At 69.6% G+C, this 21,475-nt stretch carries 20 protein-coding genes, 1 pseudogene and 1 riboswitch; of the genes and pseudogenes, 15 read left to right on the top strand and 6 right to left on the bottom strand.

The window, feature by feature from the left end:
- Positions 1-8 precede the first annotated feature (8 nt).
- Positions 9-620, bottom strand: coding sequence for an aa3-type cytochrome oxidase subunit III (gene ctaE / locus AC3B5T_RS22790; RefSeq protein ID WP_083888978.1), 612 nt, complete (start codon positions 618-620; stop codon positions 9-11).
- Between the two features lie 153 nt (positions 621-773).
- On the opposite strand from ctaE, the gene AC3B5T_RS22785 reads away from it, so the two are divergent.
- Positions 774-1,259, top strand: a complete 486-nt coding sequence (locus AC3B5T_RS22785; protein WP_488357961.1) for a hypothetical protein — start codon at positions 774-776, stop codon at positions 1,257-1,259.
- Between the two features lie 97 nt (positions 1,260-1,356).
- Positions 1,357-2,427 carry an anthranilate phosphoribosyltransferase gene (gene trpD / locus AC3B5T_RS22780; protein ID WP_488357959.1) on the top strand — a complete coding sequence of 357 codons (1,071 nt, stop codon included), beginning with the start codon at positions 1,357-1,359 and terminating at the stop codon, positions 2,425-2,427.
- A 7-nt stretch (positions 2,428-2,434) separates the two neighbouring features.
- Here the strand turns inward: trpD and AC3B5T_RS22775 are convergent, their stop codons facing one another.
- Both AC3B5T_RS22775 and AC3B5T_RS22770 read right to left on the bottom strand, forming a co-directional pair.
- Complete coding sequence (locus AC3B5T_RS22775; RefSeq protein ID WP_014927322.1) at positions 2,435-2,713, bottom strand: Lrp/AsnC family transcriptional regulator; 279 nt, start codon at positions 2,711-2,713, stop codon at positions 2,435-2,437.
- 40 nt (positions 2,714-2,753) lie between these two features.
- A complete protein-coding gene (locus AC3B5T_RS22770) occupies positions 2,754-4,586 on the bottom strand; it encodes a DEDD exonuclease domain-containing protein (RefSeq protein ID WP_488357957.1) in 1,833 nt (610 codons plus the stop codon).
- 246 nt (positions 4,587-4,832) lie between these two features.
- Here AC3B5T_RS22770 and AC3B5T_RS22765 point away from each other — a divergent pair, with 246 nt between their 5' ends.
- From AC3B5T_RS22765 to AC3B5T_RS22745, 5 genes are all read left to right on the top strand, one after another.
- Positions 4,833-5,063 (top strand): hypothetical protein, encoded by a 231-nt coding sequence (locus AC3B5T_RS22765; RefSeq protein ID WP_231632728.1) that lies wholly within the window; start codon positions 4,833-4,835, stop codon positions 5,061-5,063.
- Positions 5,064-5,170: 107 nt separating this feature from the next.
- A riboswitch (cyclic di-AMP (ydaO/yuaA leader) is annotated at positions 5,171-5,402 on the top strand.
- A gap of 16 nt (positions 5,403-5,418) precedes the next feature.
- Positions 5,419-6,102 (top strand): C40 family peptidase, encoded by a 684-nt coding sequence (locus AC3B5T_RS22760; RefSeq protein ID WP_014927320.1) that lies wholly within the window; start codon positions 5,419-5,421, stop codon positions 6,100-6,102.
- Between the two features lie 232 nt (positions 6,103-6,334).
- Positions 6,335-7,372 (top strand): NlpC/P60 family protein, encoded by a 1,038-nt coding sequence (locus tag AC3B5T_RS22755; RefSeq protein ID WP_488358793.1) that lies wholly within the window; start codon positions 6,335-6,337, stop codon positions 7,370-7,372.
- Positions 7,373-7,378: 6 nt separating this feature from the next.
- A complete protein-coding gene (locus AC3B5T_RS22750; RefSeq protein ID WP_488357956.1) occupies positions 7,379-8,782 on the top strand; it encodes a hypothetical protein in 1,404 nt (467 codons plus the stop codon).
- Positions 8,782-9,906, top strand: coding sequence for a glycosyltransferase family 4 protein (locus tag AC3B5T_RS22745; protein ID WP_488358792.1), 1,125 nt, complete (start codon positions 8,782-8,784; stop codon positions 9,904-9,906). The genes AC3B5T_RS22750 and AC3B5T_RS22745 overlap by 1 nt, the downstream gene beginning before the upstream one ends.
- A 41-nt stretch (positions 9,907-9,947) precedes the next feature.
- Here the strand turns inward: AC3B5T_RS22745 and AC3B5T_RS22740 are convergent, their stop codons facing one another.
- Positions 9,948-11,756 carry an AMP-dependent synthetase/ligase gene (locus AC3B5T_RS22740; protein ID WP_010843635.1) on the bottom strand — a complete coding sequence of 603 codons (1,809 nt, stop codon included), beginning with the start codon at positions 11,754-11,756 and terminating at the stop codon, positions 9,948-9,950.
- A 108-nt stretch (positions 11,757-11,864) separates the two neighbouring features.
- Here AC3B5T_RS22740 and AC3B5T_RS22735 point away from each other — a divergent pair, with 108 nt between their 5' ends.
- The 6 genes from AC3B5T_RS22735 to AC3B5T_RS22710 all read left to right on the top strand — a co-directional run bounded on the left by AC3B5T_RS22735 (position 11,865) and on the right by AC3B5T_RS22710 (position 16,552).
- Positions 11,865-12,323 (top strand): hypothetical protein, encoded by a 459-nt coding sequence (locus AC3B5T_RS22735; protein ID WP_488357954.1) that lies wholly within the window; start codon positions 11,865-11,867, stop codon positions 12,321-12,323.
- The gene (locus AC3B5T_RS22730; RefSeq protein WP_014927314.1) at positions 12,323-12,760 is read left to right on the top strand and encodes an SRPBCC family protein; all 438 of its coding nucleotides are present in this window, start codon (positions 12,323-12,325) and stop codon (positions 12,758-12,760) included. Before AC3B5T_RS22735 ends, AC3B5T_RS22730 begins: the two co-directional genes overlap by 1 nt.
- A gap of 20 nt (positions 12,761-12,780) precedes the next feature.
- Positions 12,781-14,010, top strand: coding sequence for an ArsA family ATPase (locus AC3B5T_RS22725; RefSeq protein ID WP_055476112.1), 1,230 nt, complete (start codon positions 12,781-12,783; stop codon positions 14,008-14,010).
- Between the two features lie 166 nt (positions 14,011-14,176).
- On the top strand, positions 14,177-14,680 hold the full coding sequence (locus AC3B5T_RS22720; RefSeq protein WP_055476113.1) for a hypothetical protein: 504 nt from the start codon (positions 14,177-14,179) through the stop codon (positions 14,678-14,680).
- Entirely contained in the window at positions 14,680-15,687 is a 1,008-nt protein-coding gene (locus AC3B5T_RS22715) for an ROK family protein (RefSeq protein ID WP_010843640.1), read from the top strand. Before AC3B5T_RS22720 ends, AC3B5T_RS22715 begins: the two co-directional genes overlap by 1 nt.
- Before the next feature lie 154 nt (positions 15,688-15,841).
- The gene (locus AC3B5T_RS22710; RefSeq protein ID WP_014927312.1) at positions 15,842-16,552 is read left to right on the top strand and encodes a lysophospholipid acyltransferase family protein; all 711 of its coding nucleotides are present in this window, start codon (positions 15,842-15,844) and stop codon (positions 16,550-16,552) included.
- 28 nt (positions 16,553-16,580) lie between these two features.
- Here AC3B5T_RS22710 and AC3B5T_RS22705 read toward each other — a convergent pair.
- Positions 16,581-18,151: pseudogene (locus tag AC3B5T_RS22705) on the bottom strand (mannosyltransferase).
- 102 nt (positions 18,152-18,253) lie between these two features.
- Here AC3B5T_RS22705 and AC3B5T_RS22700 point away from each other — a divergent pair.
- Together AC3B5T_RS22700 and AC3B5T_RS22695 are read left to right on the top strand one after the other, a co-directional pair.
- Positions 18,254-18,736, top strand: a complete 483-nt coding sequence (locus AC3B5T_RS22700; RefSeq protein WP_010843643.1) for a polyadenylate-specific 3'-exoribonuclease AS — start codon at positions 18,254-18,256, stop codon at positions 18,734-18,736.
- A 43-nt stretch (positions 18,737-18,779) separates the two neighbouring features.
- Positions 18,780-20,171: a class II 3-deoxy-7-phosphoheptulonate synthase gene (locus tag AC3B5T_RS22695; protein ID WP_014927310.1), complete on the top strand. Its 1,392-nt coding sequence runs from the start codon at positions 18,780-18,782 to the stop codon at positions 20,169-20,171.
- Positions 20,172-20,232: 61 nt separating this feature from the next.
- Here AC3B5T_RS22695 and AC3B5T_RS22690 read toward each other — a convergent pair whose 3' ends face one another.
- Positions 20,233-21,447, bottom strand: a complete 1,215-nt coding sequence (locus AC3B5T_RS22690; protein ID WP_055476115.1) for a protein kinase domain-containing protein — start codon at positions 21,445-21,447, stop codon at positions 20,233-20,235.
- Positions 21,448-21,475: the final 28 nt, after the last annotated feature.

The following is a 21,475-nucleotide window of genomic DNA, read 5'->3' as shown; positions in this document are numbered from 1 at the left end:
CGCCGGTGTCATCGGATGAAGTAGATCGTGACGAAGAGTCCGATCCACACGATGTCGACGAAGTGCCAGTAGTAAGAGACAACGATTGCGGCGGTTGCCTGCGCCGGCGTGAACTTCGACAGCTTGGTCCGGATGAGCAGATAGACGAACGCGATCAGACCGCCGATGACGTGGAGGCCGTGGAAGCCGGTCGTCATGTAGAAGACCGAACCGTACGCGTCCGACGACAGGGTCGTGCCGTGCTCGACCAGGTGGTAGTACTCGTACGCCTGGCCGCAGACGAAGAACGTGCCCATCGCCAAGGTGATGACGTACCAGCGGCGCAGGCCGAAGACGTCGCCGCGCTCGGCGGCGAAGACGCCCATCTGGCAAGTCACCGAGGAGAGGATCAGCACCGTCGTCACCGGGATGGCGAGGGCGAGATTCAGCTCGGTCGGCGGCGGCGGCCAGCCGACCGCCGAGTTGGCACGGGCGACGAAATACATCGCGAAGAGGCCAGCGAAGAACATGAGCTCACTGGACAGCCACACGATCGTGCCGACGCTGACCATGTTGGGCCGGTTCAGCGAGTGCACGCGCGAGGTGATGGCTGTTCCTGAGGTACCTACAGCGCTTGTCACATGTGAAGTATGACGGTTCGTAGTAAGCGGTGGCCACCCGGGTCGGAAATTGCCCCCGGGTAATTCTCCCGCCGCAGGTCCGAGCCCCTATCGGGCGGCCGTCGGCGTGTCCGATGAGCGCGTACTGCGGGCCCGCCTCGCTACCGTGTGTTCATGTCGAATTCGGTGCCATCCGGCCCCCGTGATCTCAACGGCCGGGTGGTCGAGCAGGGCCGCCTGGCGCGGCTCCGTTCGCGACTGCGTCCGCGGTCCGAGGCGGGGCCGCTGACGCTGGACGAACGGGTGGAGGTGGTCGCCCGGTCCGACGACGACGCGATCGCGAGTTCGGTCGCGCTGGACGCCTCGTCGTGGCGCGCGGCCGAGGAGGTCATCCTCCGTCACCACGTCGAGGTGCCGCCCGCCCGGCGCGCCGACGCGGCGGCGGTGGCCGCGCTCGACGGTTACGAGTCCGTCGACGATGACCGCTGGGGGCCGAGTCCGCCGGCACTCGAAGACGGGTTCGTGGTCCTGGTCCTGGCGCGGGTCCAGTTGCTCGACGCGATGCATCTGTCGCAGGAACGATCCCGCATGGCAAGCCTCGGCTCGCGACACGGCGGATTCGCCCGCGAGTGGGCCGTCCTCCAGCGTCCGCCGGGCTGAACAGGAACCGGTGGTGTGTCTGGAGAATCAAGCGACTGGTCTCCGGCGTTCGACACCGGCCACCTGATTCCGAGACACACCACTAGGCTCTGTCCTCGTGAGCACCGCACAGTCCGACTTCAGCTGGCCGCAGATCCTCGGCAAGATCATCGATCGCCTCGACCTCAGCACCGACGAGGCCGCCTGGGCGATGAACGAGATCATGACCGACAGCGCGACCGGAGCTCAGATCGCCGCCTTCGGCGTCGGTGTGAAGATGAAGGGGGCGGCACCGGCCGAACTCCTCGGATTGTCGCGCGCGATGCTCGAGCACGCGACGCTCGTGGACGTCAGCCGTCCGGCGGTCGACGTGGTCGGTACCGGCGGCGACCGGTCGCACACGGTCAACATCTCGACGATGACGGCGATCGTGATCGCGGCCGCGGGTGTCGCGGTGGTGAAGCACGGCAACCGCGCGGCGTCGTCGAAGAGCGGTGGTGCCGATGTGCTCGAGGCGCTCGGAGTGAACATCTCCCTCGACGCCGCGGCGGTGGCGCGGTGCGTCGACGAGCTCGGGATCGGGTTCTGTTTCGCGCCGGTGTTCCATCCCGCGTTCCGGTTCACCGGTCCACCGCGCAAGGAGATCGGCATCCCGACCGTCTTCAACGTGCTGGGGCCGCTGACCAACCCGGCGACGCCGTCGCGCGGGCTGATCGGTTGCGCGTTCGCCGACCTCGCCCCGGTGCTGGCGCGGGCCTTCGCCGAACGCGGCGGATCCGCCCTCGTGGTCCGCGGCGACGACGGACTCGACGAGGTGACGACCACCACCACGTCGACGGTGTGGCAGGTCGTCGCCGGTCAGGTGAACGAGCTGACCGTCGATCCCACCGATCTGGGGATCGCACGAGTGGAGTTGTCGTCCCTGCAGGGCGGCGACGCCACGGTCAACGCCGCGATCGCCCGCGAACTGCTGGCCGGGACCACGGGACCGGTCCGCGACGCGGTGCTGCTCAACTCGGCCGGCGCCATCGTCGCGTTCGAACAGGAGGCGCCGATGAGTTCGGCGGAACTGACCGACGCGCTCGGGGAGGCACAGGGCCGCGCCGCCGAGGCCATCGACAACGGCTCCGCCGCGGACCTGCTGCGGCGGTGGGCCGAGCTCAGCCGGCAGCTCGCCGCACCCGCCTGAGGGTGCGTCAGCTCTCGCCGATGGAGAATCCGCCCTCGACGTCGGAGCTGGAGTAGCTGCGGAAGGCGATGTGTGTCGCGCTCTTGAGCACGCCCGGTAGGCGGTTGATCTTGCCGGTGACGACCGTCGCGATCTGTTCGTGGTCGCGGACCCGGATCTTCGCGATCAGATCGACGTCGCCCGCGCAGGAGTACACCTCTTCGACCCCGGGGATGTCGGCGACGGCCTGCGCCGTCTCCGGGATGCGGTGGATGTCGGCCTGGATGAGGACGATGGCAGTGATCATGGCGCAAGCCTAGTGGTGCTCCCCAGGACCAGGCGGCCGGTCAGCTCGCCTGTCGCACGCGAGGTTCCGTGGCGGGCCTGGCCGTGCGCGCGTCGTGCGCTGATCGCGACCAGTCGAGGCGTCGTTCGGCCGAGTAGGCCGGCAGCGCGACCGGCTCACTGGTCGCGACGATCCGCGCGCCCGGTTCGGTCATCCAGCGGTAGACGAGCCCCACCTCCTCGGCGGGCGCGCCGCGCAGCGGACCGTCTCCGGGCACCACGGTCTCGGCCGCGGCGACCAGCGCGTCGACGACGGGCATGGGGGAGACGCCGCGTCGCGCGCGTCCGGCCGCCGCGAGCCGCCCGTGCCGGATCACCGCGAACTGCCATCCCCGTTCGCCATCGGGCCGGGCGACGACGATCTCGGCGATCGCGCACAACGCGGCCAGTCGCTGACACCGGGCGAGGGTGTCGATCGTGAGCGCGAGCCGGTCCCGATGGCGTGCCGCGGTCTCGAACATGTGGGCCTGCGCGAGGTCGGCGAGGCGTGCGGTGAGCCCGTCGAGGAGTTCGTCGGCCTCACCCCGCATGAGTCGGCGGGCCGCGGTGACCCGCGGGGAGTAGTCGGGGACCGTCTGCGGCTGCGCGGTGGCCGCTCGGCACGACCCGGGGCGTCGTCTCCCGTCGGCATCGGGACACCAGTGGTAACCGTTGGCGCCGAGCCGCTTCGTACACGTGCGCAGACCGGCGGCCGCCGAGATCACATCGGCGACGGTCGCCGCGCCGGTGCGATTCCCGACCGGGCCGATGGACTCGTCGGTGGGTGTGCGGCTGACCTTCAGACGAGGGAAGCGTTCCTCGGTCAGGGTGACCCACCATCCCTTGTGCGGCTGTGTCGACCGCCGGTTGTACGCCGGCGCGTGTGCGCCGAGCAGCCGCAGTTCGCGTACCGCCGCCTCGAGCGGGTGGGAGCATTCCACGATGTCGACCCGGTGCGCGAGGAGCACCATCTCGGCGATGCGGCGGCGGGGGTCGCCACCGGTGAAATACGACCGGACCCGACGGCGTAGGTCCACCGCGGTACCGACGTAGAGGACCTCGTCGGACGGGCCACGGAAGAGATAGACGCCGGGACGCGACGGGATGTGGTCGGCGAGACCGCGTTTGGCCCGGAGTCGCGGGTCGGTCCGCGGCAGATAGGACGTCAGGTCACCGACGGTGGCGATGCCCTGGTTGCCGACGCGCTCGAGGAGCCGGTGGAAGACCTCCACCGTGGCGCGGGCATCGTCGAGTGCCCGGTGCGTGGGGCGCACGGAGACGTCGAACAGGTCGGCGAGGGCGCTGAGCTTGACCGTCGGCGCCTCGTCGCGCGTGAGGATTCGCCGGGCCATGGTCACCGTGCACAGACTCAGGCTGAACGTCCACGGGAGCTGGAGCCGGATCGCGTTCTGACGCAGGAAGCCCATGTCGAACCGGGCATTGTGCGCCACCAGGATCGAGCCGCGGGCGAACTCGAAGAACGAGGGCAGCACCGACTCGATACGCGGTGCGTCGGTCAGCATCGCGGTGGTGATTCCGGTGAGGGTGACGATCTGGGGCGGGATGGGTCGACCGGGGTCGACCAGGGTGGCGAACTCGCCGATGATCTCGCCGCCACGGATCTTCACCGCGCCGATCTCCGTGATCCGGTCACGGGCCGGATCGGAGCCGGTGGTCTCGAGGTCGACGACGACGAGGGTCGTGTCGAAGAGCGAGCGGTCGCTGAACTCGTTCGATGACTCGCCGGTGACCCCCTGATCGGCGGCCTCCAGGTCGGCGAAGGTGAGCTGCCCCGCGGAGGAGCCGGCCACGCTGGTCTGCGTCACCCGGCGAACATTAGTTCGATCCACCGACATCGCGATGACGGCACACCGCGTACTCGGCCTGTGACTGGTGTGACTGCTGGGTCGACGACTGTTCGACGGGATTTGTCGGTGGGTGCTCCTAGTCTCCACCTGGACGTGAGAAATGCGGTGCTCTCACGGTGACCACGACCCCTACGAGGGCCGACACGGCCCCGCCTCACCAGATGAGATGGAGATCACACGATGTACGTCGACTGTGCACGATGCCCCGCCCGTCCCGTCGCTTGCGACGGGTGCATGATGACGGTGCTGTTTGGCGGTCCGAGCTGGGACGATATGCCCGACGAAGGTGGAGTTTCGGTAACGGCGGCGACGGTCGAGGCGGACGCCGAGATCGACCTCGCGATCGACGTTCTGCAGGCTGCTGCAATGGTGACGAGTGGCGCTGCACGATCTGCAAGATCGGCGAAAACCGCAGTTCAGGCACCAGATCGACGCGCCTCTGTGACGGTCCTCAGGGCCGGCTGAAAATCGGCCGAGGTTTGGCTGTCTGTCGCTTAGTGGACAGAGCGCATCCGATTTCGTAACCTTTCTGAGACCTTTGCGGAGCGTCCCGCTTCAACAGAAGTGGTCCGCAGTAGTCACCGCTCAATCGCCCTTGCGGCGAACCGGGGAACCACAACCTTCGGGCGGGCTCGTCGGAGCGCATCACCACGGATGCGTCTCACGCGAATCCGTTCCGAATCGGGGTGAATCGCGTTGCCACGCATGAGTGTCCAGTGGATACCTCATGCGCGAAACACGCGTAGGGCCACTCTTCCGGCCCGAACCCGACAGCTAACTCGGTCGGCGGTAGAGGAAGATCTGAAGGAGAACTCGCTTCGTGGCCAAACATCGTTTGGAACAGCCCAATCGTGGCAGCACGGTCGCCAAGAAGGCGGTGATCGCCGGATCGATCACGCTCGGTTCGCTCGCCGCAGCCGCCGGCCCTGCTCTCGCCGCCCCGGTCCACACCCCGCTGGGGACTTTCGAGATCCCGGCCCTGCCCGGTGCGAAGGCCCCGGACGCCAAGCCCGCACCCCCGGCGACGCCCGTGAAGAAGTCGCCCGCGGCCACGGTCGAGATCCCCAACCTGGGACAGTTCACCGTGCCGGGCATCGCCCCTGACCAGATTCCCCAGCAGTTCCGTCCGCAGGGCGGCGCGCCCCTGGGCCAGCCGCAGCTGACCGCGGGTGAGAAGGCCGTCAAGGCCGCTGAGAGCAAGATCGGCTCGCCGTACTCCTACGGTTCCGCCGGCCCCAACGCATTCGACTGCTCGGGTCTCGTCTACTGGTCCTACAAGCAGGCCGGCAAGAACATTCCGCGCGACAGCTACGGCCAGCTCGGCGGCGGACGTGCGGTGTCCTACTCCGAAGCCAAGCCGGGCGACGTCATGATCTTCAACGGTGGCGGCCACGCCGGCATCTATGTCGGCAACGGCCAGTTCGTCCACTCGTCCAACTACGGCACGCCGGTCAAGCGCGACGCCGTCAAGGAGTGGACCCTGACGGGAATCCGTCGTTACTGACGACAACCGAACACGGACAGACTGAGCACGAGGGTCTCGGGACGGGCGGATCGCGTGGATTGCGATCCGCCCGAACCAGTCCAGGGGGCCTGTCGGCGCCCTAGGGTGGTCGACGGGACGTGGGGCACGGGTGACGGGAGGCCCGGGTTGCTCAGGATCGACGAGCACACACGAGGGAGTGAGTAGGACCGTGCTGATCGGGGAGGGGCGGGCTCGCGTCATGCGGCCACCCATGCGTTCGCGTCCGCTGATGTTCGCGGTCTGCGTCCTGTCGGCGCTCGCCGTGCTCATACCGACGATCTCAGGTGGTGTCGGGGACGCCCGTGCGGTGCCCGCGCGCTCGGCCGATCAGCTGCTCGACCGCTACAAGCAGCTCGGCATCGACGCGGAGAAGACCACCGAGGCGATGCACAACGCGAAGATCGAGTACGACAAGCAGCGCGGCATCGTGGCAGCGGCCAAGAGGGCGGCGGCCGAGGCGCAGCAGACGCTCGACAGGAGCCGCGCCCAGCTGGCGGTGCACCAGAACCGCGTCGACGCCATCGTGCGCGCCAGCTACCAGGGCGCTCGCGTGAGTGGCCTCTACGCGGTGATGATCAGCGACTCGCCCCAGGCACTTCTCGACCAGATGTCGGGCCTGGACATGATCTCGCGTCAGGCGTCGGCGGATCTCACCGCCATCAAGAAGGTTCGCGCACGCACGGAGATCGCGAAGAAAGACGCCGAGCAGACGGCGGTGGCGGCCTCCGAGGCGGTCTCCCGCGCCGAGCGGGTCCGCGGTGATCTGCAGACGAAACAGGCCGACCTGCAGCTCCAGGCGATCCAGATCCGGGCGATCTACAAGTCCATGACCGGAAAGCAGCTCGCCGCGCTGCGCGGACCCACCTTCGACTTCGATCCGCGTCTGGTGCCCAGGGGTACCGCGGCCGGACTGATCGCGGTGCAGGCCGCACTCACCCGGATCGGTGACCCGTACGTGTGGGGCGCCACCGGACCGAGCTCATTCGACTGTTCCGGCCTGATGGTCTGGGCATTCAAGCAGGCGGGCAAGACCATCCCGCGGTCGAGCGAGGCCCAGATGGGTGGCGGGACCGCCGTCGACCGCAACGATCTGAAGCCCGGCGACCTGATCATCTACTACCCGGACGCGCATCACGTCGGCATGTACGTCGGCGACGGATATGTCATCCATGCCTCGACCTTCGGCGTCCCGGTCAAGGTCGTGCCGATCGACGAGGCAGGCCCGTACAACTCCGCTCGCCGGTTCTAGACCACGGTGATCTCACGGCGTCGGCGTGCCGGCCTGTCGTCGGCGGTCGTCGCGCTGGTCGTCGTCGGCACGTTCACCGGATGCGGCACGGGTGATCCGCTGGGGGGAGCGAGCCCATCGGCAGGAGCGGAGTCGACGCCGAGTTCCGAGGTCAACGTCTACGAGCGTGATCGTGCCGCGGGGGTGACCAGGCTGCTCGACTCGCTCACCGAGACCGTGCGTTCCGGCGACATACGGGCGATCGGGACCCTGTTCGACACCGCCGCCACCCCCGCGTTCAAGAACAGATTCCTCACCGCGACCAGTACGTTCGCGCCCCGCCGGTTCACGCCGCGCAACGATCGTTCCGGCACTCTGCGGTTCGCGAGGTTCCGGTATCAGCTCGCGCCCACCGAGGAGGCGGAGGTCCTCGTCCCCGGCGAGCTCCAAGAACTCCTCGACGCCGGGGGGAGTTCGGACTCGTGGGTGGTACCGGTGGAGCTGCGCTACGCGCTCGGCGGCGAGACCGTTCCGGGCATCGCCGAGGCCGAGGTGGTCGTCGGCACCCAGTTCGTGGTCGCCCGCCACGGCGACGAGTGGCGCCTCGTCGCCGATGCCGAGGCGCTGGGTCGTGACCCGTCGCCCACCCAGATGTGGGAGCTGCCCGGTCTCCAGGTCGCCGACACCGCGACCGCGGGCGGCACGTCGGTGGTCGCGTCGTACCCGCGAACCGGACCGGCGGTGACGGCGCTGCGGCGTGAGCTGCCGGCCGCGGTCGATGCCGTCAGTGACTTCTGGGGCGACTCCTGGGATCGCCGCGCCGTCATCGTGGCGACCGCGACCGACGACGAGTTCAGCGCGCTGGTGCCCGACGGGCGCGCGGCCACCGACACGGCGGCGGCCGCGACGGTGTACAGCAGTGTCGACCTGGTGCAGCGCACCGCGACCGGACAGCGGATCATCCTGACCCCGGCGGTCCGGGAGCTCGCGCCCCCGACACTCGCCGTGGTGCTCCGGCACGAGCTGACGCACGTCGCCGCCCGCACCTCCACCGCGCTCGACGCGCCGCTGTGGATCACCGAGGGGGTGGCCGAGTACGTCGGCCGCAAGGGCACCTACACGCGGTTCGCCGACGCCGCTCCCGATCTGACCGCGACCGTGCGCGCCGGCGCCGTGCCCGCGGGCCCACCCGCCGACGCCGACTTCGCGATGGACGGGCAGACTTCACAGGTGGCTTATCAGAGTGCGTGGTCGTTGGCGGCCTACGTCGCCGATCGGTTCGACGAGGTCCGACTGAAGAAGATGTACGTGGGGGTCGCGGCGTCGGCCGTGCCCACGGCCCAGGACGCGGCGATCGCCTCGAGCCTCGGGCTGACGCGTGCCGAACTGCTCGCCGGGTGGCAGCGCTGGCTGGTACGGCAGGCCGGCTGATGGCCCGGACGTTGCTGCTCACCAACGATTTCCCGCCCCGGCCCGGCGGCATCCAGTCCTACCTCCAGAATCTCGTGGACCTGCTGCCCCCGGAGGACGTGGTCGTCTACGCGCCTCGGTGGCGGGGCGACTCGCACGAGAAGTTCGACGCGGCGGCGGCATACCGGGTGTACCGGCACCCGACGACCCTCATGCTGCCCACTCCGTTCGTCGCGCGGCGCGCCGCCGAGATCGTGCGCCGAGAACAGATCTCGACGGTGTGGTTCGGGGCGGCCGCACCGCTGGCCGTCCTGGCGCCGGCGATGCGTCGTGCGGGCGCGCAGCGGATCGTCGCGAGCACACACGGTCACGAGGTCGGCTGGTCGATGCTCCCGGGCGCGCGACAGGTGCTGGGTCACATCGGTCGCCACACCGACGTGATCACCTTCGTCAGCCGCTACACCCGCGGCCGTTTCGCATCGGCCTTCGGTGCCCGCGCGGCCCTGGAACATCTGCCCCCAGGCGTCGACACCGAACGTTTCGCCCCGGATCCGGTGCTGCGTCAGCGGTTTCGTGAACGTCTCGACCTGGGGGAGCGGCCGACGATCCTCTGTTTGTCGCGACTTGTGCCGCGCAAGGGTCAGGATGTCCTGATCCGCGCGTTGCCGTTGATCCGGCGCACGATTCCCGACGCCACGCTCGTCATCGTCGGCGGTGGTCCCTATGCGAAGACCCTGCGCGACCTCGCCGCCGACACGGGGGTGGCGGGTGAGGTGATCTTCACCGGTTCGGTGCCCGCCGACGAACTCGCCGCCTACCACAACATCGCGGACGTGTTCGCGATGCCGTCCCGCACGCGGGGTCGTGGTCTGGACGTGGAAGGGCTGGGCATCGTCTACCTGGAGGCGTCGGCGTCCGGCGTGCCCGTGGTCGCGGGCCTGTCCGGGGGTGCCCCGGAGACCATCGAGGAAGGGGTCACCGGCACCGCCGTCGACGGCACTGATGTCGACGCCGTCGCCCTGGCGATCCTGTCGATCCTCGGTGATCGCGCCGCAGCCGCCGAGATGGGCCGGGCGGGACGGCGATACGTCGTCGAGAACTGGCAGTGGAGCCAGATGGCGGCCCGCCTACGCCAGTTGCTCTGAGGAGCAACCGGCGCAGGCGGCCCACGCCGCCGGCGCCGGGCTCAGCGCTGGTAGATCGCCTCGATGTCGCCGGCGAACTTCTGCACGACGACGTTGCGCTTGACCTTGAGGGTCGGCGTCATCTCGCCGGTCTCCTCGGTGAAATCGGTCGGCAGGATCCGGAACTTCTTGATCGACTCGGCGCTGGACACCGTCTTGTTGGCGAGATCGACGGCCGACTGCACCTCGGCCCGCAGGTCGGTGTCGTCGGCGAGATCGGCGACCGTCGCGGACGCCGGCTTGCCGGTGCGTTCCTTCCACGCCGGGAACGCCTCGGGATCGATCGTGATGAGTGCGGCCACAAACGGTTTCGCGTCACCGACGACGGTCGCCTGCGAGATCAATGCATTGGCGCGGATGACGTCTTCGAGTCCGGCGGGGGAGACGTTCTTGCCGCCCGCGGTCACGATCAGCTCCTTCTTGCGGCCGGTGATGGTGATGAATCCATCGGCATCCACGGTGCCGAGGTCACCGGTGTGGAACCATCCGTCGACGACCGCCGATGCGGTGGCCTCCGGATTCTGCCAGTACTCGGTGAAGACCACTCCGCCGCGCAGCAGCACCTCGCCGTCGTCTCCGATCCGAACGGCGTTGCCCGACAACGGCTTCCCGACGCTGCCGATCTTCGATGCCGACGGTGTGTTCACGCTGAAGGCCGCGGTGGTCTCGGTCAGCCCGTAACCCTCGAACACGGGCACGCCGACGCCGGAGAAGAAGTGGCCCAGGCGGGCGCCGAGCGGAGCGCCACCGGAGATCGCCATCTGGCACTCGCCGCCGAGGGCGGCGCGGAGCTTCTTGTAGACGAGCGCGTCGAAGACGCCGTGCTTGACCTTCAGCGCGAGGCCGACCTGCCCCTTCTCCTTCGCCTGCGAGTAGGCGATCGCGGTGTCCGACGCGGCGTCGAAGATCTTGCCCTTGCCGCCGTCGTGGGCCTTCTGGCGTGCGGTGTTGTAGACCTTCTCGAAGACGCGCGGCACCGACAGGATGAGCGACGGTTTGAAGACGGCGAATTCGTCCACCAGGTTCGGGATGTCGCTGGTGTGCCCGACCTCCGCGCCGGCTTCGATGGCGACGAGCGTGATGGCCCGGGCGAGCACGTGGGCGAGGGGCAGGAACATCAGCAGGCGCTTGGAGTCGCGAGCGATGACCTTGTCGAGGATGTCGCCGGCCAGGACCGCCCGTACCTCGGACAGCATGTTCGCGTGGGTGAGCTCGCAGCCTTTCGGGCGTCCGGTCGTGCCCGAGGTGTAGATCAGGGTCGCCGGGTCGGCGGCCTTGACGGTGGCCCGGCGGGCCGCGACCTCGTCGTCGTGGACGTCGGCGCCCGCCGCGACGAGCTCGTCGACCGCCCCCGGCGCGCCGGTGCGGTCGATCTGGAAGACGGTGACCGGCGCGGTGAGGGAATCGATGGACTCGAACTCGGCGCGATGTCCGTCGTCCTCGAGGACGATCGCCACGGCACCGGAATCCTGCATGATCCACTCGATCTGACCCGCGGAGGAGGAGTCGTAGATCGGAACAGTGATCGCGCCGGCCGACCAGATCGCGAAGTCGAACAGGTTCCACTCGAGGCGGGTGCGCGACAGCAGCGCCACCCGGTCGCCGGGATTGACGCCGGATGCGATCAGCCCCTTGGCGATCGCGGAGATCCGGGAGGCGGCGTCGGCGGCAGTCACCGGTTCCCACCGGTCGCCCTGCTTGTGGCGGAACACGATGTGCTGCGGTGACCGCTCCGCCAGGCCGAAGATGATGTTCGTGCAGTTCTCGTCGTCGGCGATCGAGAACTTCGCGGGCACGCTGTACTCACCCATCGTGGTTACCCTCCAGTAGACATCAGTGACCGAATCGTATCCCCGCTGCTGAACGGGACTGATCGCGACGTCGGTTTCGGGTGCACTACCCTGCGTCGACGCGAGTATGTGAAGCTAGTGGGCGTGACGAGCATCCAGGTGGCCGACGAGGTCTTCGTCGCCGCGGCACCGCCGTCGGCAGCCGCCGTGATCGGCGACCCCGCCAACTGGCGCAAATGGTGGCCGGACCTCCGTCTGGCGGTCACCGAGGACCGGGGCGAGCAGGGCGTGCGCTGGCGGGTCGAGGGTCCGGTGTCGGGGACGATGGAGATCTGGAACGAGGCGGTCCTCGACGGCTTCGTCCTTCATTATTTTCTCCACGCCGAGCCCACCGGCCCGCTGCCCGAGGACGCGCGAGCCCGGGCCGACGTGCTGGCCGAGGTGAACAAGCAGCGCCGGGTGACGGGCAAGGACGTCTCCTTCGAGGTCAAGAGACTGCTGGAGGACGGCCGTGTCGTCGGTGGGCCGGCGGCCGGTCACGAGGCCGCCGCACCAGGACGAGACGCGTCCGCGGCCGGGACACGGTGATGGCCGACCACACCGAACGCGACATCGTCATCGGCGCCGACGCCGACGCCATCCTCGCCGTCATCGCCGACTTCGAGCACTATCCCGAGTGGGTGACCGCGGCTCGCGAGGTCGAGGTGTTGCGCACCGATGAGTCCGGCCGCGCCACCGAGGTCCGGTTCATGCTCGACGCCGGAGTCCTGCAGGACACGTATGTGCTTGCCTACGAATGGGATCCGAACACCACAGCGGTCTCGTGGCGCCTGGTGTCGAGTGATCTGCAGAAGGATCAGCGCGGGCGTTACGTACTCACCCAACAGGTTCCGGGATCGACGAAGGTGACCTATGAACTCATGGTCGACCTGCAGGTGCCGATGATCGGACAGCTGAAACGGCGCGCCGAGAAGGCCATCACCGATGCTGCGCTGAACGACCTCAAGAAGAGGGTCGAAGGCTGATCGATCTCACACCCATCCACGTGGTGCTCGGTCCGGGGGGCTCTGGTGTCTCCGCGATCGCAGCCGCCGGCGCGACCCAGCGCCCCGTCGCGAACCGGGCGGCGCGACCCTCGGCCCGATCGGGCCTCGCCGCCGCCGAATCCGACACCCTCCTCATCACCGTCGACCGCTGGTCGCCGGTGCACGAGTGGGCACGGGTGTATCGCCGGCCCGGGGAGCCCGTCGTGGTCTCCAAGTACCTCCACCTGCTGAGCCTGGACCGGCTGGACCTCACCGAACGCACGTGGTCGGCTTTCGTCGACGTCCTCGAGCACACGGTGAGCCGCAGCAAGACGATGCTGCCCGGGGTCGGCACGCTGGCCGGGATCGACGCCGCCGAGCTCACCTCGCTGCCGGGGATCGACGACTTCCTCCTGCTGCGGCGTATCCGGGACGAGGCGGTCAGCGGCCGGTGGCAGCGGATCGTCGTCGACTGTTCCGGGTGTGGTGACCCGCTGCAATTCCTGCGTGGCGGAGCAGTTCTCAGCCAAGCGCTGAATCGGTTCTGGCCTCGGCACCGCCGTCTCGCGATGGCCGCCGAACGTCCGGTGGTCGCCCAGCTGACGGCCGCCGTCGACGCCATCGACCGCGATTGCCTCGACATCGCCGAACTGTTCGCCGACCCCCACGCGGTGGCGGTGCACCTCGTGCTCGCCGCCGACGACCGGAGCCGGCGACTGACCGGTCATCACCTCGCCGCCGCCGACCTCATGGGGCTGCCCCTGGCCTCGGTCCAGCTCAACGGTGGCGTCGGCGCCGAGCCCGTGGCCGAGATCGCCGAGATGGTGCAGGCCGAACTCGCGGCTGCCGACGGCTCCCCATCCGTCCGCGTCCAGGTCGTCGAGAAGTCGGCCGACACGATCGATCGCATGGCCCGGCTCCGCAAGCTCGCGGTGTCGCTGCCGGCGCCGCACGGCATGCCGCGGGGGTCGGCCGCGGCCGAGGTCGAGGCGGGGCAGGGACGCGTGGGCGGCGGGCCGGCCGGCCCGGTGTATCGGCTGTCGTGGCCGCAGCGCCTACCCGATCCGGATTCGCTGGCCCTCGGGCGCAGCGGAGACGACCTGCTGGTGACGATCGCCGGTTTCCGCCACCCGGTGCGCCTGCCGTCGGTGCTGCGGCGATGCACGGTGGTCGACGCCGACTGGGACGGAACGAACCTGGGCATCGGGTTCGTCCCCGATCCGTCGGTCTGGCCCCGGCCCCAGAACTGATCCGGTCACTCTCGGCGCGGAACGGCGATGGTGGAATGAATCCGCCCGAGCGGGGTACGTTCGCCAGACCGCACCGAGTGACTCGGCACGGTACGGTGCCGGTGATCCGGACGACAGACATGCGGGTGGGTGTACCCGTGGGGCCAGGAGAAGGGGAGAGTTCGCGATGGGCACGGACGACGAGACGTTCCGCCAGGCCGGTGAGGGGTCTGCGCACGAGCGTCGAGACGATTCCGCCGACCCGGTGCGTGACCTGCTGCTCGGACTGGCCACCCAGATCGACCACCTGGCCGCGCTCTTCGCGCCGGCCCCGCAGACGGCGGCCCCCGGCGGTGGGACTGCGGCCGGGGCCCGGCCCGGTTTCGCGGCCTTCGCCGACGGTGGCCCGCTCGGACACGCTCTCGCCGGGGCATCGGGGGAGATCACCTCGCTGCTCGCCGAGATCGGCGACCTCGTCGCCCGGCTGATCGCGGCGGTCATCGCCGTGCTCGAGGCCGTCGCCGAGGCGCTGCGATCCTCACCCACCGCGTCGTCGGCGCCCCGCCAGTACGAGCCGATCGCGGTGCGATTCAACGCCCCGGCAGGTCGCGACGCCGCGGCGCCGCGTCCCGGTGACACGCCGCGACGGGCCACGCCGCCCCCCGAACCCGGTCCCGGGCAGGAGAACTGATGGGCGACCTGACGATCGGCATCGACATCGGCGGCACCAGCGTGCGCGCGTCGGTGGTCGACGACCGCGGGACGATGCTCGACACGCTCCGTGCGCAGACCCCGCCCACGGCGGCCGCGCTCGAACACTGCCTGGACCGGCTCGTCGGCGAGCTGACCTCCCGGTGGGATGCGAAGGCCGTCGGGCTCGCGATCGCCGGTTTCCTCACCACCGACCGCCGGATCGTCCGGTTCGCGCCGCACCTGCCCTGGCGTGAGGCGCCGGTGGCCGAGGAGATGACCCGGCGCGTGGGTATCCCGGTCTACGCCGAACACGACGCCAATGCCGCCGCGGTGGCCGAATGGCGATTCGGCGCGGCTGCGCGCGGTCACAACACCGTCGTCCTTGCGATCGGTACCGGAATCGGTGCGGGATTCGTCATCGACGGGGAGATCTACCGCGGAAGTTATGGGGTGGCACCGGAACTCGGACATCTGACGATCGTCCCGGACGGGCGTGCCTGCGCCTGCGGCAAACGCGGCTGCTGGGAGCGGTACTGCAGCGGGACCGCATTGGTGGACACCGTCGTGGAGTTGCTCGCCGACGGCGACTGGGGACGCAGTCAACTCGCGGCGGACGTCGCGGCCGATCCCGGGTCGCTGACCGGCCGGCGGGTCGCCCGGGCCGCCGCCGACGGGGACGCGGTGGCGCTGGCGGCGTTCGGACGGTTCGCGACGTCGCTGGGCCAGGGGCTCGCGATGATCGCCGACATCTTCGACCCCGACCTCATCGTGCTGGCCGGCGGTGTCGGCGCGGCGTCGGGTCTGTTCCTCGACGAGGCCCGGGAACACTACGCCCGGCAGGTCACCGGCGCCGGGCACCGCCAGCTCGCTCGCATCCGCGGTACCCAGCTCGGCGAGACGGCCGGCGTCGTCGGCGCGGCAGAGGTTGCGCGCCAGGCGATCCGGGCGACCGCCCGCTCCCTCGCCGAACCCGGCCCCGAGTCGCGTCCGGTCTCCGGGCTCTGAGCTTGCCGGCGAGGCCACGGCCGGTCCCGGCCGGGCGGTAGAGTTCGACGCGGGTAAGGTCTTGGCGTCGGGCCACCCGTCGGTTCCGCGGTCTCCGCGGGTCGATCGGCCGGCGGATGGTCATCGGGTCGGTGTGCGCGGCGAGGAGAATCTCATGTGGTACTGGGCGTTCAAGTACATCTTCATCGGCCCGGTGCTGCGGGTCCTCGGCCGGCCGTCCATCGAAGGGCACGAGAACATCCCGACCGACGGTCCGGCGATCCTGGCCAGCAATCACCTCGCGGTGATGGACAGCTTCTTCCTCCCGCTGATGGTCAACCGACGGATCTACTTCCTCGCGAAGAGCGAGTACTTCACCGGCACCGGACTCAAGGGGAGATTCCAGCGCTGGTTCTTCACCGCCGTCGGACAGATTCCCATCGACCGATCCGGAGCGCAGGCGGCTGAGGGCGCACTCACCGCGGCACGCCGCCAGCTCGACAAGGGCAAGCTGATGGGGATGTATCCCGAGGGCACCCGATCGCCCGACGGTCGCCTCTACAAGGGAAAGACCGGGCTCGCCCGGCTGGCCATGGACACCGGGGTTCCGGTCATTCCCGTCGCGATGATCGACACCCACAAGTTCAACCCGCCCGGCAGTGTCCTCCCGCGACCCACCCGGGTGGCGGTCCGCATCGGCAAGCCCCTGGACTTCTCGAGGTACGAGGGCATGGAGGGCAACCGCTTCATCGAACGCGCGGTCACCGACGAGATCATGTACGAGCTGATGCAGCTGTCGGGTCAGCAGTATGTCGACGTCTACGCCGCGAGCCTCAAGAACCAGGCACCGCCGGTCGATCCGCCGGCGGCCGACGCCGCCGCCTGAGGCGCACCTGACGCCGGGCCGCCGCTGATCAGCCGGTGTCGCCCACGGGGGTGCCGTCGAGGACGGCGCACAGCTCCGGAATCCAGTCGCGATCGGCCGGGACGATCTCGGCGACGTCGAAGAGTCGTAGTTCGTCGGCGGAAAACCACCGCACGTCGAGGTGTTCGAGTGCCGTCGGCGTCCCCGAACGCAGCCGTGCCACGTAGGCGTGCAGGGTCAGGTCACCGGGCAGCGCCACCGGGGAGCCCACCCCCTCCGCCGGTTCGACCTCGGCGCCGAGTTCCTCGCGGATCTCCCGGACCAGCGCCGCTGCATGCGTTTCCCCGACTCCACGCGGCCGCCGGGTAGTTCCCAGCGGCCGGCGAGTTCGGCCGGGCGCGACCGCTGCGCGAGGAGCAACCGGCCGTCGACGATGATGGCCGCGGCGACCACGTCGAGCGGTCGGGTGCCCGCGGTGTCGTCGCGCGCGGCGCGAGTCGCGATCATCCAGGCGAAGGTGACGAAGGTGGCGACCGGCCACGCGGCCCCGAAGATCGCCTCGAGTGCGGCCGGGAGCTGGGGACCGTACTCGATGGTGACGCGCAGCAGCCACGGGATGCCGAGTCCGGCGACCGCCACCCACATCGCGAGCACGACCCGCGCACCCCGACGCCGCGATCCGGCGCCGTGGACGAGCCAGATCGCCAGCGGGATGACCCACACCCAGTGATGCACCCACGAGATCGGCGACATCAGCAGCCCGAAGAACTGCACGACGAGCAGGATGCCCAGCGCGTCGGACACCGACCGCCAAGCGAACACGGCCACCACGAGCGCGATCAGGACGCCGACCATCCAGATCCAGCCCGTCCCCACGTCGAAGCCGACGAAGCGGGACAGGGTGCCGCGCAGGCTCTGGTTGATCACCGCCTCGACCGGACCGATGCGCTCGGCGTCGCCGAAGAGGGTTCCGTAATAGGTGCGGGTGATGTCCGGGAAGAGCAGCAGGCACCCGAGGACCGTGAACACGAACGCGCCCGCGGCGGCCACCGCACCCAGGGGCTTGCGGGCGGCCAGATACCAGAGACCGGTGATCGCCGGGGTCAGCTTGATGCCCGCCATCAGACCGATGAGCGCGCCGCCGGCCAGCACCCCGCGATCGCTGCGCGCCCACGACACCGCCAGCAGGGTGCCCAGCATCAGGAAGACGTTGATCTGGCCGTAGTCCAGGGTGACCCGCACCGGCTCGCACCAGATCGCGGGCGCGGTCCACAACGCGGCCATGGCGTAGACGTCGGTGGTCGATCCGCACAGGCGCAACGCGAGCACGATGCAGGCGTACAACGCGCCGAAGGTCGCGAGCTGCCAGCCGATCGCCACCAGGTCCCACGGCACGAGCGACAACGGGTACAGCACGACGGCCGCGAACGGGGGATAGGTGAAGGGCAGCGCGAAGTCGGTCTCACCGGCGTAGGTGAAGACATAGAGCGACCCGTCGGCGAGACCCGCCGAACCGTCGCGGTAAACGTGCAGGTCCACGAAGTTCCTGCCGTTCACGGTCAGCGTGTCCCAGACGAGCCGCGCGATGATCGACGCCGCCAGGAGAGCGGTCGCCAGCACAGACCTGGAGCGCACGAAATACCAGGGTAGACAGCCAGGGGGCGGTATGGCGAAACGGTGCGCGGTGCGCGGGTCGGCGCGAGGGTGTGTGAATCTTGACCCATGCGCTTCTTCTACGACTCGGAGTTCATCGAGGACGGCACCACCATCGAGCTGGTCTCGATCGGGGTCGTCGGTGAGGACGGTCGCGAGTTCTATGCGGTGTCGACCGAATTCGACCCCGGCCGCGCCGGGGACTGGGTGCGGGCCAACGTGTTGCCGAAGCTGCCGTCGCCGTCGTCGTCCGCGTGGCGGGACCGGCGCCGGATCCGTGAGGATCTGCTCGAGTTCCTCACCGCCGACGGCACCGACATCGAGCTGTGGGCCTGGGTGGGCGCCTACGACCACGTCGTGCTCTGCCAGTTGTGGGGTCCGATGACCGCGCTACCGCGTGAGATCCCGCGGTTCACCCGCGAACTTCGCCAGCACTGGGAGGCAGCGGGCCGGCCGCCGCTTCCGCCCACGCCGTCGGACGCACACGACGCGCTGAGCGACGCCCGGCACAACCTGCGCCGCTGGGAGGCGATCGAGAAAACCCGCGTCTGACCCGCGAACGGGTCGTGCGCCCCGCCTCCATTACCCTGGACGGGTGGTGAACTGGACCGTAGACGTGCCGATCGACGAGCTCCCCGAGCTTCCTCCGCTCCCGGGTGATCTCCAATCGCGTTTCGACGACGCGCTCAGCCGCCCGGCGGTGCAACAGCCGAGCTGGCCGGCCGACGAGGCGCGCAAGATGCGAACCGTGCTCGAGTCGGTTCCGCCGATCTGCATGCCCGCCGAGGTCCAGACACTCGCCGCGCAGCTGGCCGACGTCGCCGAGGGGCGTGCGTTCCTCCTCCAGGGCGGTGACTGCGCGGAGACCTTCGCCGACAACACCGAGCCGCACATCAAGGGCAACATCCGAACGCTGCTCCAGATGGCCGTCGTGCTCACCTACGGCGCCAGCATGCCGGTGGTGAAGGTCGCGCGGATCGCGGGCCAGTACGCCAAGCCGCGATCGTCCGACACCGACGCGCTGGGTCTGCCCTCCTACCGCGGGGACATGGTCAACGGATTCCCGGCCGACGCGGCGGTACGCGCGCACGATCCGTCGCGACTGGTGCGTGCCTATGCGAACGCGGCCGCCGCGATGAACCTGGTCCGCGCCCTGACCCAGGCCGAGGCGGATCTGAGCCGGGTCCACGACTGGAATCGTGAATTCGTCCGCACGTCGCCGGCCGGCGCGCGCTACGAGGCGCTCGCGTCGGAGATCGACCGCGGTCTGCGGTTCATGGACGCGTGCGGCGTCACCGACTCGAACCTGAACTCCGCCTCCATCTTCGCCTCGCACGAGGCACTCGTCCTCGACTACGAGCGCGCCATGCTGCGTCTGGCCGACGACCCCGACGGTCCGGGCAAGGTGCTCTACGATCTGTCGGCCCACTTCCTGTGGATCGGTGAGCGGACCCGTCAGCTCGACGGTGCGCACATCGCGTTCGCCGAGCTCGTCAGCAACCCGATCGGGGTGAAGATCGGGCCGACGACGACCCCCGAGCAAGCCGTCGAGTACGTCGAACGTCTCGATCCCCACAACGTGCCGGGTCGACTCACGCTCGTCGCGCGGATGGGCAACGGCAAGGTCCGGGACGTGCTGCCGGCGATCGTCGGCGCCGTCGAGGCGACCGGGCACAAGGTCATCTGGCAGTGCGATCCGATGCACGGCAACACGCACGAGGCGTCGACCGGGTTCAAGACCCGGCACTTCGACCGCATCGTCGACGAGGTGCAGGGCTTCTTCGAGGTCCATCGGGCGCTGGGCAGCCATCCCGGCGGCGTCCACGTCGAACTGACCGGCGAGGACGTCACCGAGTGTCTCGGTGGCGCACAGGAGATCTCGGATCTAGACCTCGGCGGCCGCTACGAGACCGCCTGCGATCCCCGGCTGAACACCCAGCAGTCGCTCGAACTGGCCTTCCTCGTCGCGGAGATGCTGCGCGGCTGAACCTCGCTTCGCTCCGGCCCGCGGCCCGCGGCCGGCGGGTCAGGCGGCGCAGAGCAGCCGGTCAGCCGATGGCCAGGAACGTGCTGCCGACCCAGAATCCGACGGCGCCGAGCCCGGCGGTCAGCAGCAGCACGACGACGATCCACAGCACCGCCCCCAGGCGGCTGCCGCCGACGAGTTCGGGCTCCACGACCTCGGGCCGGGTGCGGCGACTCACCGGACGAGACGGCGGTGCGAGGTCGTCGCGGTCGGCCGCCGGTTGCTCGACCGGGGTGTCGGCGGTCGCCGGCCGCACCGGCTCGGACGCCGGGGTGTGCGGACCGGGTACCGACTGCACCCGTGTGCCGTGCCCGGCGGGATCGTGGCCTCGGTAGCGGGACATCGTCTGTCGCTCGGCCGACCGGCGCGGGGCCGGCACCGTGAACGGCGGGAGATCGAGTTCGTCGGCGACCGTGAGCAGCGCCCGCTGCATGTCGAAGCCGTCCACGTACCGGTCGGCGGGGTTGCGTTCGGTTGCGCGCAGCACGATCTCGTCGAACTCCTCGGGCACCCCGGCGATCACGTCACCGGGCGCCGGGACGTCGAAACTGAGGCGCTGGTAGGCGAGTGCGAGCGGCGAATCGCCGGAGAAAGGTGTTCTGCCCGTGAGGAGTTCGAACATCATCACGCCCATGGAGTAGACGTCGCTGCGGGCGTCGGCGTGGGTGGACTCGACCTGTTCGGGGGAGAGGTAGGCGGCGGTCCCGAGGATCACGCTCGCCGAGGTGACCCCCGCCTCGGCGACCGCCCGCACCAGTCCGAAGTCGGCGACCTTGACCTCGCCCTCGTCGGAGATGAGCACATTCTCCGGTTTCACGTCGCGATGGACCAGGCCCGCGGCGTGTGCGGTGCCGAGCCCGCCCAGTACCGGCGCGGCCACCGCGACGACGGCATGGGGCGGCATCGGGCCGCGTTCACGCAACAGTTCTCGCAGACTGCCCCCGTCGACCAGTTCCATCACCAGGAACGCGATGCCGTTGTCGATGCCCTGGTCGTACACGGCGACGAGCCCCGGATGCTTCAGACCGGCGACCGCGCGTGCCTCGAACTCGAAGCGGCGCAAGAACTGTGGGTCGCCGGAGTACCGGGAGTCCATCACCTTCACCGCCACGTCGCGTCCCAGCCGCAGGTCGACCGCGAGATAGACCGCCGACATGCCGCCGCGCGCGATGGGCGCGTCGATCCGGTACCGGTCCTCCAGGACCGCCCCCAGCATGGCGTCGACGGGAGAGTTCACGGTGTACGAATCTACCTGCCGCCCGGGA

This window comes from Gordonia sp. G4 (assembly GCF_057770005.1).
This window is presented reverse-complemented; position numbering and strand designations above follow the sequence as displayed.